General features: G+C 44.5%; 11 protein-coding genes. 2 read left to right on the top strand and 9 right to left on the bottom strand.

All coding sequences use genetic code 11. The features are described 5' to 3' along the window. Positions 1-146 precede the first annotated feature (146 nt). Entirely contained in the window at positions 147-1,256 is a 1,110-nt protein-coding gene (locus ACHA99_RS17075) for a porin (protein WP_393944012.1), read from the top strand. Between the two features lie 165 nt (positions 1,257-1,421). On the opposite strand, the gene parC is transcribed toward ACHA99_RS17075, so the two are convergent. From parC to nudF, 7 genes are read right to left on the bottom strand one after another with little or no spacing between them, the layout of a single operon-like run. Then, entirely contained in the window at positions 1,422-3,698 is a 2,277-nt protein-coding gene (gene parC / locus ACHA99_RS17070; protein ID WP_393944010.1) for a DNA topoisomerase IV subunit A, read from the bottom strand. Then, the gene (locus ACHA99_RS17065; protein ID WP_393944008.1) at positions 3,691-4,863 is read right to left on the bottom strand and encodes a PQQ-dependent sugar dehydrogenase; all 1,173 of its coding nucleotides are present in this window, start codon (positions 4,861-4,863) and stop codon (positions 3,691-3,693) included. Before ACHA99_RS17065 ends, parC begins: the two co-directional genes overlap by 8 nt. A gap of 52 nt (positions 4,864-4,915) precedes the next feature. After that, positions 4,916-6,802: a DNA topoisomerase IV subunit B gene (parE, locus tag ACHA99_RS17060; RefSeq protein WP_393944006.1), complete on the bottom strand. Its 1,887-nt coding sequence runs from the start codon at positions 6,800-6,802 to the stop codon at positions 4,916-4,918. A gap of 56 nt (positions 6,803-6,858) precedes the next feature. After that, on the bottom strand, positions 6,859-7,434 hold the full coding sequence (locus ACHA99_RS17055; protein WP_263167617.1) for a YqiA/YcfP family alpha/beta fold hydrolase: 576 nt from the start codon (positions 7,432-7,434) through the stop codon (positions 6,859-6,861). 26 nt (positions 7,435-7,460) lie between these two features. Further along, positions 7,461-8,300: a 3',5'-cyclic-AMP phosphodiesterase gene (gene cpdA, locus ACHA99_RS17050; RefSeq protein ID WP_105251471.1), complete on the bottom strand. Its 840-nt coding sequence runs from the start codon at positions 8,298-8,300 to the stop codon at positions 7,461-7,463. A gap of 15 nt (positions 8,301-8,315) precedes the next feature. After that, positions 8,316-8,756: a DUF1249 domain-containing protein gene (locus ACHA99_RS17045; RefSeq protein WP_105251470.1), complete on the bottom strand. Its 441-nt coding sequence runs from the start codon at positions 8,754-8,756 to the stop codon at positions 8,316-8,318. A 6-nt stretch (positions 8,757-8,762) separates the two neighbouring features. Next, positions 8,763-9,365 carry an ADP-ribose diphosphatase gene (nudF, locus tag ACHA99_RS17040; RefSeq protein ID WP_393944003.1) on the bottom strand — a complete coding sequence of 201 codons (603 nt, stop codon included), beginning with the start codon at positions 9,363-9,365 and terminating at the stop codon, positions 8,763-8,765. Positions 9,366-9,609: 244 nt separating this feature from the next. Here nudF and tolC point away from each other — a divergent pair, with 244 nt between their 5' ends. Then, the gene (gene tolC, locus ACHA99_RS17035) at positions 9,610-10,917 is read left to right on the top strand and encodes an outer membrane channel protein TolC (RefSeq protein ID WP_105251469.1); all 1,308 of its coding nucleotides are present in this window, start codon (positions 9,610-9,612) and stop codon (positions 10,915-10,917) included. 76 nt (positions 10,918-10,993) lie between these two features. Here the strand turns inward: tolC and ACHA99_RS17030 are convergent, their stop codons facing one another. Together ACHA99_RS17030 and ACHA99_RS17025 are read right to left on the bottom strand one after the other, a co-directional pair. Further along, positions 10,994-11,731: a TIGR04219 family outer membrane beta-barrel protein gene (locus ACHA99_RS17030; RefSeq protein ID WP_028761742.1), complete on the bottom strand. Its 738-nt coding sequence runs from the start codon at positions 11,729-11,731 to the stop codon at positions 10,994-10,996. A gap of 2 nt (positions 11,732-11,733) precedes the next feature. Then, complete coding sequence (locus tag ACHA99_RS17025; RefSeq protein WP_393944000.1) at positions 11,734-12,702, bottom strand: DUF2333 family protein; 969 nt, start codon at positions 12,700-12,702, stop codon at positions 11,734-11,736.

Raw genomic sequence — 12,702 nt, 5'->3', positions numbered from 1 at the left:
AAAAACATGATCTGCGCCACAGCCTGCGAGTCGTAAAACTGTAAAAATCGGCGGCAACTTTGTTACCGACTCAGGTAGCAAATGCGTTAAACCACACAAAAACCATGAAAAATGGATAAGAACTTAGGTTCGAGGGAGCACAAAACATGAAAAAGACATTCATCTCTGCATCAGTTGCATCAGTATTGGCATTGGCTTCATTCGGTGCGCTAGCCGAAGGCCCAAGCTTTTATGGTCGTTTAGAATTAGCACTAACCAATAGCCAAACAGGTGCAACCTTACAATCTGGCACCAATGGCGTTGATACTAAAAACTACGCAGATGAAAACAACGGTGGCACTTATTTAGAAAACAACTTTTCACTATTAGGTGTTAAAGGCTCAGAAAAAATCGCTGCTGGTTACGACATTGTTTACCAAATGGAATTCCAAGTTGAGAACACCTCAGGTGCTGGTGACGTTTTCAAAGCTCGTAACACTTATCTAGGTTTAAAAACTAACGCTGGTACTGTGTTAGTGGGTCGTAATGACTCAGTATTCAAACAAGCCGAAGGTGCTGTGGATATTTTCGGTAACACTAACGCCGATATCGACCGTTTAGTCAGTGCCCAAACTCGTACTGCCGATGGTGCTTGGTACTATTCACCAAAAATTGCAGGCTTAGTGACATTAAACGCTAACTATCAATTTGATGATAACGACACTACAGCTAAGACTTCTGAAAGCCTATATGCATTAAGCGCAACTTTAGGTGACAGCAAGTTTAAAGAACAAAACTACTATGCCGCAGTAGCCTATAACAAAGGTATTGCAGGTGTGGATGCGTATCGTTTAGTTGGCCAAGCAAAATTCGGCCAATTCAAAGTTGGTGGTTTATTCCAAACCTCTGAAAGTGTTGTTGACAGTTCAGTTGACGGTAATACTTATTTCGTTAACGTTTCTTACGATCTAAATGGTGTAAACCTTAAAGCTCAATACGGTGTTGATGAGACGGGTTTTGGTAGCTATTACACTAACGTAAATAAGTATACTGTAACCAATATAATTGACGGCAAACCAGTTGTTACAGAGAATAAAGGTACTGGCACTGACATCAACGTACAAAACCTCAGTGTAGGTGCTGACTACCGTTTAGCTAAATCAACTATGGTATACGGCCAATACGCTATGTACCGCGGTGACCATGTTGTTGCTGGTAACAAAGTTGATCTACAAGATGACAACGTATTCTCTGTAGGCGTACGTTACGACTTCTAATCTCTTACCTAAGAGATAATAGAAACCTACTGTAGTAATACAGTAGGTTTTTTTATGTCTCAAATCTAATCCAAAACGCAAAAAATAAAAAACCACCTAAGCCAAACTGAGGTGGTTTTAGTTAACCAATTTAATTCTTTACAGCATTGAAACCATTACAAAGCATTAGATGCTCGCTAAAGCATCACCACCGTCACCTAATTCAACGCTATCGACACGTTGTAATCCTCTAGGCAATTTTGCACCACGACGACCACGTTCACCTCGATAATGCTCAAGATCGCTTGGCTTCAGTGTGAGCTTGCGCTTACCTGCCCACAAGGTAACCGGCGTATCACTCGGCACTAATTGTAAATGTGTCATAAGTTCATCGCGACTCTTGGCCCTTTCGGTTGGTATGCCAATAATTTTATTACCTTTACCCTTGGATAATTGCGGTAACGCTTCTAGCGAAAACAGTAACATCCGCCCTTCGTTTGTGATCGCTAGCAGTGACATTTCTTTAGTGCGGTCGATCAACTTAGGCGTTAATGATTTAGCGTTTGTTGGTAGACTCAGCAAGGCTTTACCCGCCTTATTGCGCGACACCATATCGTTGTATGAACAAATAAAACCGTAACCCGCATCCGTTGCTAACAAGTAATATTGGTCTTCTTCACCCATCAACACATGCTGCATGGTTTCGCCAGGTGCCATATTGAAGCGAGTCGTAATAGGCTCACCTTGGCTACGGGCCGATGGCAGAGTATGGCTATCAGTCGCAAAAGCCCGCCCAGACGAATCAATAAACACTGCGGCCTGATTGCTACGTCCCATCGCACTACATAGATATTGGTCGCCAGACTTATAGGAGAGCGACAAAGGATCGATATCGTGGCCCTTAGCACAACGCACCCAACCTTTTTCAGATAAGACAACAGTCACGGCTTCTGTCGGCGTTAACTCTTGTTCAGTTAATGCTTTAGACTCATTACGCAATACGATTGGCGAGCGACGATTATCGCCATAGGTTTCGGCATCTTGAATTAATTCTTTCTTGATCAACGTCTTCAAGCGACGCTCTGAGCCCAATAACTGCTCCAGTTTTTCGCGTTCGGCTTCAAGCTCATTTTGTTCGGCCGTGATCTTAAATTCTTCTAACTTAGCTAAATGCCGTAACTTTAACTCGAGGATCGATTCAGCTTGTTTATCACTGAGTGAAAAACGGGCCATCAACTCGGCTTTAGGATCATCGTGAAAACGAATAATCTCGATCACTTCATCAATGTTGAGGAAAGCGATCATTAGGGCTTCGAGTATATGTAACCGCGATACCACCTTGTCTAAACGATATTCTAAACGACGTTTAACCGTATCAACGCGGAACTCTAACCACTCAGTTAATAAGGTTTTTAACCCTTTAACTCGCGGACGCCCATCGAGACCCAGCACGTTTAAGTTAACTCTAAAGCTCTTTTCTAAATCCGTGGTGGCAAACAAATGCGCCATCAGTTGATCGCAATCGACGCGATTGGAGCGCGGCACCACCACAAGACGCACTGGGTTTTCATGATCCGACTCATCGCGTAAATCGGCCACCATAGGCAATTTCTTCGCCTGCATTTGACCAGCGATTTGCTCTAAAATTTTACCGCTACTGGCTTGATGCGGCAGCGCCGTTATGATGATTTCACCGCCATCGACAGTGTAAACCGCGCGCGCTCTTAATGACCCACGGCCCGACTCATAAATTTTTGCAATATCGGCAGACGGGGTAATAATCTCGGCTTCAGTTGGATAATCAGGGCCTGGTACAAAGGCCATCAATTGCTCGAGTTCAAGCTTAGGATCATCGAGCAATGCTACGCAGGCGGAGACTAATTCTCTCACGTTATGCGGCGGAATATCCGTCGCCATACCTACGGCAATACCAGTAATACCATTGAGTAAGATATGCGGTAAACGTGCAGGCAGTACTTTAGGTTCCTTCAAAGTGCCATCGAAGTTAGCACCCCATTCAACCGTACCTTGTCCCAGTTCACTGAGTAACACTTCAGAGAATTTAGAGAGACGTGCTTCGGTATAACGCATAGCCGCAAATGACTTAGGATCATCGGGGGCACCCCAGTTACCTTGGCCATCGACTAACGGGTAGCGATATGAAAATGGCTGCGCCATCAATACCATAGCCTCATAACAGGCACTATCGCCGTGAGGATGGTATTTACCTAATACGTCACCAACCGTACGGGCCGACTTTTTATGCTTAGATTGAGCCGATAAACCTAACTCACTCATCGCATAGATAATTCGACGCTGTACCGGTTTAAGTCCATCCCCAATGTGTGGCAGGGCTCGGTCCATAATGACGTACATGGAATAGTTCAGATAAGCCTCTTCGGTAAAGCGCCGCAATGGCATTTGCTCTACCCCATCGAGACTTAACTTGATAGCGTCACTCATTTTCTTCTAGTTCCTGTGTTTCTTCAGTACTATCGCCCTTATAAAACAAGCGATACACGTTACCTTTTAAATCATCGGAGATGTACATAGCACCATCGGATGCCGATAACAGCGCAAAGGGTCGAGCAACGGGAAATTCACCGTCAAGGAAACTAACAACCGTTTCACGACTCACCACTTTTTGATCTTCAATCTTCAACATCACCACTTGATAGCCAACTTTACTCGAACGATTCCACGAGCCATTTTCGGCGACAAACAACTGATTATGGTAAATATTGGGAAATTGACTGCCGCGATAAAATGCAAGTCCCGTGGGTGCAACATGGGCTGGCAACTCATACATTGGCAGAGTGATTTTTAAGTTTTTCGGTTTTTCATAGGCAGGTTCGACAACACTACTGGCATGTAAATAAGGAAAGCCATAATGACTCCCTATCACATCGATGCGGTTAATCTCATCGGGTGGCAAGTTGTCCCCCATCCAATCACGGCCTTGATCGGCAAACCATAATTTTTTGTCTATTGGCGACCAATCAAATCCACTTGCATCACGCACACCAGCCGCAATCTGCTCACTCGCGCCTGTATCGACATTGATCGCTATGATACTACTGTAAGGCACTGGCGCTTCACAGACGTTACAGGGCGCACCAATAGACACATATAAACGGCCATCTGGGCCAAAAGTAATTGCCCGAGAACTTTTCTTCTCTGAGTAAGGCAAGTCACTGTAAATCTCTTTGGGTCGACTCGGGCGGCGCAATCTTTGCTCAATATCAACAAAGCGTACTATTTGATTTTCAGTTGCGACAAACAAGTCACCATTGTGGAATGCAATCGCATCGGGTGATTCAAGCCCTTTGGCTATCACATAGCGCTTATCGACACGACCATCTTGATTACTATCAACGAGAGCATGGATAGTGCCGCTCTTATTGGAACCGACAAATAAAGTGCCATTAGCCCCCATCGCCATCTGCTTAGCATCGCCAATATCCGAGGCATAAAGCGATAAACCAAACCCCTTAGCGACGGTAATCATGATCGATTGGGAACCCGCAAAGGCGCTATTGCAGAGCAATAACGTCACACTCGCTAAGAGCGTAAAACCGGCAGAAAACACCTTTAAGCAATTATAATTATTAGTTTTAATATACAACATTGTAATTTTCTTTATGCCTATGTTTTATTGTTATCGGCAATAGTGCACAACATTAAAGTAAAGCCATGTCACCCTTATCTTCAAGCCAGTTTTTACGGTCCGGCGAACGCTTCTTAGCGAGCAACATATCCATCAAAGCATCCGTTTCTTCGATGTCATCTATCGTCAACTGTACTAAACGACGAGTGTTTGGATCCATCGTTGTTTCACGAAGTTGTAAAGGATTCATCTCACCCAAGCCCTTAAAGCGGGTGACTTGTACCTTACCCTTTTTATTCTCAGCGGCAATACGGTCTAAAATACCCGCTCTTTCTGCCTCATCTAAGGCGTAATAAACCTCTTTGCCGATATCAATACGGAACAACGGCGGCATAGCAATATACACATGACCCTGCTCAACTAAGATACGGTAATGCTTCAAAAATAGCGCGCATAACAAGGTAGCAATGTGCAGTCCGTCTGAGTCGGCATCCGCAAGGATACAAATCTTGCCATAACGTAATTCAGAGATATCACTACTATCGGGATCGCAACCAATCGCGACCGAAATATCATGGACTTCCTGTGAAGCTAACACCTGTGAAGCATCGACTTCCCAGGTATTCAAGATTTTGCCACGCAGCGGCATGATGGCTTGAAACTCACGATCGCGGGCCTGTTTAGCACTACCACCCGCAGAATCCCCTTCCACGAGGAATAACTCTCCGCGCATCGGATCTTGGCCACTACAGTCTGTCAGCTTACCCGGCAGTGCAGGTCCCGAAGTCACCTTTTTGCGGGCCACTTTTTTGGCGGCCTTTAAACGGCTCTGGGCATTATTAATGCACATTTCGGCTAAGGATTCAGCTAATTCGGTATTTGAGTTCAACCAGAGTGAGAATGCGTCACGCACAACGCCAGACACAAAAGCAGCGCATTGGCGACTAGAAAGCTTTTCTTTTGTTTGACCTGCGAATTGAGGTTCTTGCATCTTCACCGACAATATAAACGCGGCGCGATCCCAGATATCTTCGGGTGAAAGTTTAATGCCACGGGGAATTAAATTTCTGAACTCACAAAATTCGCGCATCGATTCCAATAAACCTTGGCGGAAACCATTCACATGGGTACCACCGAGCGGAGTCGGAATTAAGTTAACATAACTCTCGCCAATGGATTCACCGCCTTCTGGCAACCAAGTAATCGCCCAATCTGCGGCTTCAAGTTGACCTTTAAAGCAACCCACAAACGGCTCATCTGGCAACCTTAAATTGTCACCGATAGCCGCCTTTAAATAATCAGTTAGGCCGCTTTCATAGAACCATTCATGGACTTCATTTGTCTGTTTATTGGTGAATTTAATCCGTAAACCTGGGCACAGTACCGCTTTAGCACGAAGCAGATAAATCAGTTTTGAATTTGAGAAGTTAGCCGAATCAAAATAGCTCGCATCGGGCCAAAAAAGCACTCGAGTCCCCGTATTACGACGGCCACAGGTCCCTGTTGGGCGTAAATCTTCAACTTTAAAGCCATTTTCAAAAGCGATGTCATACACTTGGCCATCACGGCGAACCGTGACTTCGACACGGCGCGACAAAGCGTTAACCACCGAGATACCGACACCGTGTAAACCACCGGAGAACTGGTAGTTTTTATTCGAAAATTTACCGCCGGCATGCAGTTTGGTCAGAATTAACTCAACCCCAGGAATACCTTCTTCTGGGTGGATATCCACTGGCATACCACGGCCATCATCAGTGACTTCGAGGGAGTTATCTGTATGTAGAACAACTTCAATTTTTGTCGCGTGACCTGCCAATGCCTCATCGACACTGTTATCTATGACCTCTTGGCCCAAATGGTTCGGTCTGGAGGTGTCGGTATACATACCTGGACGGCGTTTAACAGGATCGAGTCCGTTGAGAACTTCAATGGCGTCAGAGGTGTATTGATTTGTCATAGGGCACGCTATAGGTTGTTATATCCGGCCATGTTGCGGCTCGGCATGTCAGTTTGTCAAGGTAAGTGTAAAAATTGGCTTACAGTTTGCAAATGCGACTCATAACCAACAAAGCTGTGATCACCACCCGCTTCAACTCGCAATTGACAGTGATGATACTTATTGACCGCTTCGCGATAATCCAGCACATCATCACCTGTCTGCAATAATACCAAAAAACGATCCGGATTGCGGATCACAGCCGTATCAAATTCAGCGACTTCAGACTTATGCTCAGGTAAGACAAGATAATGCTGTTCAGTGTAAGGATTGAATTGCGGCCCCATAAACTCATCGAACAACTCAAAGGGTTTTACCGCAGGATTAACTAACACCGCTTTGCCACCGTAGGTTTCAGCTAAATAGCTGGCGAAATACCCACCTAAAGATGAGCCTATATAAGCTAATGGCTCTTTGGCATCAATCGCTGCCTCAACATAAGCGGTTAAGAGCACCATCGCAGCCTTAGGTGTATTGGGTAATTGGGGCTGATGGAAGGCCACACTAGGGTGATGCAGCGCCATGTACTTAGCCGTCATCACAGCTTTATCTGAAAATGGAGAGCTATTAAAACCGTGAATATAAAGCAGCATATTTCCTCAGGCTGCGGCTATTCGCGTTAATAACCGCTAGAGTTGTTGTCGGGGGAAAAATGGTTACCCGGTACGCGATACACTTTAGTGTTGATGCTACCATCGGCTTTCAACTCCAGCAAACGATAACCCGGTTGAACGCCATCCAAGGCAAAATAAGGCGATAACGGCTTAAATTGAATACAAGTGGAAGGTGTCGCCATCAACTGCAACGTGCCATGGGGCCCATTATGATGGGTATCAATACATTGGTGCACATGTCCCCAGAGCAATCCTTTGACCTGCGGATACTTTGCCACTCGCGCGATAAACTCGGCGCCATTGTCCATGCAGTGCTGATCCAACCAAGTACAATTCACAACGATGGGATTGTGATGCATCACCAGTAAAGTATGGCATTCAGGATGTGCGGCAATGGCTTCATCAATTAATTCGAACTGAGTCTCGGCCATATTGCCGCCAGGCTTTCCCCGCACGGTTGAATCCAACATGAGGATTTGCCAGTTTCCCGCCAGAATACGCTGCTGCCCAAAAATCTGTTCACCCTGCATGTGCAGATACATGATCCGTGGATCGTCATGATTTCCAGGAAGATAATGGCAAGGTAAGCCAACGGGGGTGACTGCTTTCACAAATTGCTGATAGGACTCAGCCGAATAGTCTTGACTCAAATCGCCCGTGGCGAGCATCAAGTGAGCAGGATAGTCCACAGCTCTAATCGTATTTAATACGGCAGCAAAACTTTTGCTAGTATTAACTCCTAATAGCTGAGCTTCAGGATCGGCAAAAAGATGCGGATCTGTGACTTGCACGATACGCACGCTTTCCCCTTCAGCTATGGAGTAAGAGACAGCCTCTTTCAGCACATTGAATACCCAATTCTAAGACTGGCACACGACACTGTGTTGGTAACCAATCTTTAATAACTCTTCCAGGAATGCATTCACCTGGTACTTTTCATCACTTTGATACATGCGTACATTGGGATAATCATACACTGGGCGTAATTGGTAAATCTGTTGGCCAGTTAACACTTCTGCTAATTTAGCATCGTGATAAATTCTCACTAACACCTTGGGAGTATTGATAAACTCCTTGATTTCGATGGGACGAGATATCTCAACTAGCTGAGTATATTTGGTATTTTCTAAAATTCGCACTACTAATATACCAAACTCACCTTCGAGTCGCCATGACTCACCGATAGCTATCTCTAACGGTAACCATTTCAACATGTAGCCATAATTACGCCCGCACAGTGCTAAAAAATCACTGACGTTGGGTTTATAGCGCCGTTTTAGACTCGAAGTAGCCAAATTCATCCCAATTTAAACCAGTTGCTGATAGTTTAATTGTAACCATTGTAATCCAATAACGGTCGACGCATTATCAATCTCGCCCGCAACCACTCGCTCATAAGCTTGCTCGCGGCTCATGACATGCAATCGAATATCTTCGTGCTCTTCAGCTAATCCATGCAATCCACGGGCATCGTTTGAATCGACATCAGCCCAATAGAAATAGAAACGTTCTGTACTACCACCTGGACTCGCTAAATAGCTATTTACACTGTGTATTTGCTTAACCATTAAGCCAGTTTCTTCCATTAATTCTCGGTGTGCAACATCCAGAGGCGTTTCTGCGGGCGCAATCATACCCGCGACTAACTCAAGAAGCCAAGGAGATTTAGCGGTTGCTAATGCAGGAAAGCGTACCTGTTCAATGAGTACGACTTTATCTTGCTTGGCATCATAGGGAAGGACGACCACAGCATGACCCCGTTCAAACACTTCGCGAGTGACAGGCTTACTCCAGCCACCAGCGAATAATTTATGCTTGAAAGTGTATTCATCCATTGAGAAAAACCCTTGATAAAGGGATTTTTTTCCTAAGATCTCAATATCCGTTTGCGAAAAAACAGGGGGTTTCATACTCTATCCTTAAAAGTTAAATTTGCGCCTATAATCAAGGCAATTTGAGCACATTTTTAAAATAAAATCTGTTACACTTCGAATTTGACTTGAAAGTGTCAGAGTTCTTAGACTCTAGGTCATTAAGTTTTAGCTGTATCGGGAAGCGTCGGGAAGCGCAAACCGCCTTGGTAAAGGCATTACTTAGTCTAAACGAAGTTAAAATATTCCTCCGTGGGGGGATTTTGTCTAATAAGGACAGCAAATGAAATTTAAGATCCATAATTTATGCGCAGCATTAACACTTGCGGCTTCCGCTTCAGCGGTGCAAGCAGATGATTTGTTGCAAATTTATCAGCAAGCACTGACCAGCGACCCGCTCGTATTGCAAGCCCAAGCCCAGCGTAATGGTTTGTTTGAGAAAATCGAGCAAAACCGCGCTCCGCTGTTGCCAACCATTAGTGCAAACGTCGGTTATGACAAAGCTTGGAATGATCCGAAGGATGATGCAAGTGGTCTAGTCGGTAGCCTGAAATTAAATCAAGTCATCTATGATCACAGTGCTTGGGTTGGTTTAAGTCTTGCTGAGAAAGCCGCTTCTCAAGCTGATTCCGCTTATGCTTCCGCACTACAAAACTTGATTACTCGTATCACTAAAGCCTATTTCGATGTATTAACGGCGAAAGACAACTACGAGTTCCAAGGTGCAGAAAAACGCGCAATCGAGCGTCAACTTGAACAAACTAAACAACGTTTCGCAGTGGGTTTAACCGCGATTACCGATGTGCATGAAGCTCAAGCGCAATATGACTTAGCCTCAGCCACTGAAATTTTAGCCGAAAACACGCTCGCCAATAGTTATGAAGCCTTACGTGAAATCACCGGCATCGATCACAAGACGATTAATGTGCTAGATACCAACCGTTTCTCAGCCGTTACGCCAGCGCCAACGTCATCTAGCGAATGGTTAAAAATTGCTGAAACCAATAGTGTTGATTTAATGACTCAACGTATTGGTAAAGATATTGCCCAAGAGACCATTAAGCTTTATCAAGCAGGCCACATGCCGTCTTTAAGCTTAAATGCCGGTTACAACAAAGGTCTTGAGCAAAAAATGGGGAATCTCAACGAACCTGATTTTGATAATGTCAGCGTTGGTGTCAACTTAAGCATTCCGATTTTCGAAGGTTTTAAAGTCAGCTCACAAGTTAATGAAGCACAATTCCAGTATGTTGAAGCAAGTGAAAAGCTTGAGCAAATTTACCGTGGTGTAGTGAAAAACGTTCGTAATAACTACAACAACGTAGGTGCTTCTATCAGCTCAATCAAAGCTTATGAGCAATCTGTTATTTCATCAGAAAGTGCCCTAAAAGCCACTCAAGCGGGTTTCGAAGTGGGTACTCGTACTATCGTTGATGTTTTGAACCGTACCCGTGACTTGTACGACTCAAAACGTAAATTATCCGATGCGCGCTATAGCTACATCAACTCAGTTGTTGCACTAAAGCAAGCTGCGGGTACATTGAATGAAGATGATGTTATCGCCATCAATAATGGCTTGATTGCACAGTAACAACGCTCTCAGTCATTAAATATAAAAAACCGCCATTTGGCGGTTTTTTTATGCTTAGAAGTTAAAATCAACAAAATTAGAAGTTGATTTCAACACCCGCAAAATAACCTTTAAATTTAGTATCAGCACTCACACCCGAGAAATTACTCACATCGAATAAAAATTCACGGTAGCCTACACGTACACGCGTATCGACGGCCAAACCATCAAATTGCCAACCTAAACCAATTGCATAGTCGTGCACGCTTGACTCATTGACGCCCTGCATCAAATCAGCAAAACCGTACAAGCCTAAGCCAGGCATACCTACATGCGTACTGGCGTAACCCATCACAATACCGCTATCGACATCTTTCTCTTCTGGATGGCCAGGATCTTGAACACGCAGTGAACCATTCATTAACTTGTATGCTGCACCGAGATCCAACGACACTATGTCGTTATCCAATATTTCGTAATACAGCACGAAATCTGTGTTGCTCAAATCAGTATAAGCAGTAACATTACCTTTAAAATCATGCCCATTGAAGTTGAAATCAGCACCAGACATGCTGCCTTTCTGATCTAGGCTATTTTCACGGATTTTAATGTTAGGGACAAATGGCAATGGGTGCTCAACTGCAATCCAATAACTGCCTTGAGCAGATGAACTGTAATCAAATGTTTGTTGTGGTTGACCTTTATCAGCAAAAGTACCGCTAGTATCGGCGCGCCAGTAGTCACCACCAATTGTGAAACCGACCACAGTGGCCGCTTGGGCAGATGAGGCCATACAGAATCCTAATACCGCACTGGCGAGGAGAGTTTTTTTCATAATTAACCTTGAGATAGCAAGTTCGTTAAATCAATCACCGCGGCATTCGCACGCGACACATAGTTAGCCATAACCAATGAATGATTAGCGACTAAGCCAAAACCGCTGCCATTCAGCACAACAGGGCTCCAGACAGTTTGCTGAGTCGCCTCCAGCTCACGAATGATCTGTCTTAGGCTCACTTCAGCATTTTTCTTCTTTAAGACATCTGCAAAATCGACTTCAACAGCACGCATAAAGTTCAACAACGCCCATGAAGCACCACGGCTCTCATAGAAGACATCATCAATTTTCCACCAACTGGTTTTTACCTGATGGCTGGTCAAATTTGGGGTTGATTGACGCGCCGAATTGTCACCAGCTAGGTCTGTATTTAAACGCTCTTGGCCAACGCTGGCAGATAAACGCTGCGACATACTGCCCAGACGTTTCTGCACTTCTTTCAACCATTCATTAAGGTTGTCAGCACGGGCATAAAACTGTGCATCTTGATTATTAGGGTCCATCATGCGGGCACGATAAAGCTTCAGCAATTTGATTGCATCGCGATATTCGCTTTCGGCACTGGGTACTAACCAGCTAGTGTGGTCAATATTGAGCTTAGATTGGGCTTCGCCTAAATCTTTGTCCGCCGCAGATTGTGACTGTGAGCGGCTAAACTCTTTACGCATAATCAAAGCTAAATCACGGGCTTGCTCCAAAGCACCATATTCAAATGCGGGCATGTTATCCATGAAGATGGAAGGTGGCATCACATCGTTTGATAACCAACCACCTTGCTTATCGAGTAAATTTTCGACTGTGAGGATTAGCGATGTAGTGGTAGCGTACCCAACAATATTCTTATTGGATGCTGTTAATTGTTGAGGGATAATCGGATCCGGTTCGATACTCCACCATACACTCACGCCATAACCGATTAATACTAAAAATAAACCGACCCCGGTAACTTTTTTCCATGTAATTTGCAT

Source organism: Shewanella sp. S23-S33, assembly GCF_043359565.1.
GTDB lineage: Bacteria > Pseudomonadota > Gammaproteobacteria > Enterobacterales > Shewanellaceae > Shewanella > Shewanella oncorhynchi.
The sequence above is the reverse complement of the archived record's forward strand: the minus strand, read 5'-3'. Positions and strand labels throughout refer to the sequence as shown.

Bases quoted from the DNA above. Each gene is read 5' to 3' on its own strand.
- ACHA99_RS17030 (WP_028761742.1), bottom strand. From the start codon at position 11,731: ATGAAAAAAACTCTCCTCGCCAGTGCGGTATTAGGATTCTGTATGGCC.
- parE (WP_393944006.1), bottom strand. From the start codon at position 6,802: ATGACAAATCAATACACCTCTGACGCCATTGAAGTTCTCAACGGACTC.
- ACHA99_RS17065 (WP_393944008.1), bottom strand. From the start codon at position 4,863: ATGTTGTATATTAAAACTAATAATTATAATTGCTTAAAGGTGTTTTCT.
- ACHA99_RS17055 (WP_263167617.1), bottom strand. From the start codon at position 7,434: ATGCTGCTTTATATTCACGGTTTTAATAGCTCTCCATTTTCAGATAAA.
- ACHA99_RS17025 (WP_393944000.1), bottom strand. From the start codon at position 12,702: ATGCAAATTACATGGAAAAAAGTTACCGGGGTCGGTTTATTTTTAGTA.
- parC (WP_393944010.1), bottom strand. From the start codon at position 3,698: ATGAGTGACGCTATCAAGTTAAGTCTCGATGGGGTAGAGCAAATGCCA.
- tolC (WP_105251469.1), top strand. From the start codon at position 9,610: ATGAAATTTAAGATCCATAATTTATGCGCAGCATTAACACTTGCGGCT.
- ACHA99_RS17045 (WP_105251470.1), bottom strand. From the start codon at position 8,756: ATGAATTTGGCTACTTCGAGTCTAAAACGGCGCTATAAACCCAACGTC.
- ACHA99_RS17075 (WP_393944012.1), top strand. From the start codon at position 147: ATGAAAAAGACATTCATCTCTGCATCAGTTGCATCAGTATTGGCATTG.
- nudF (WP_393944003.1), bottom strand. From the start codon at position 9,365: ATGAAACCCCCTGTTTTTTCGCAAACGGATATTGAGATCTTAGGAAAA.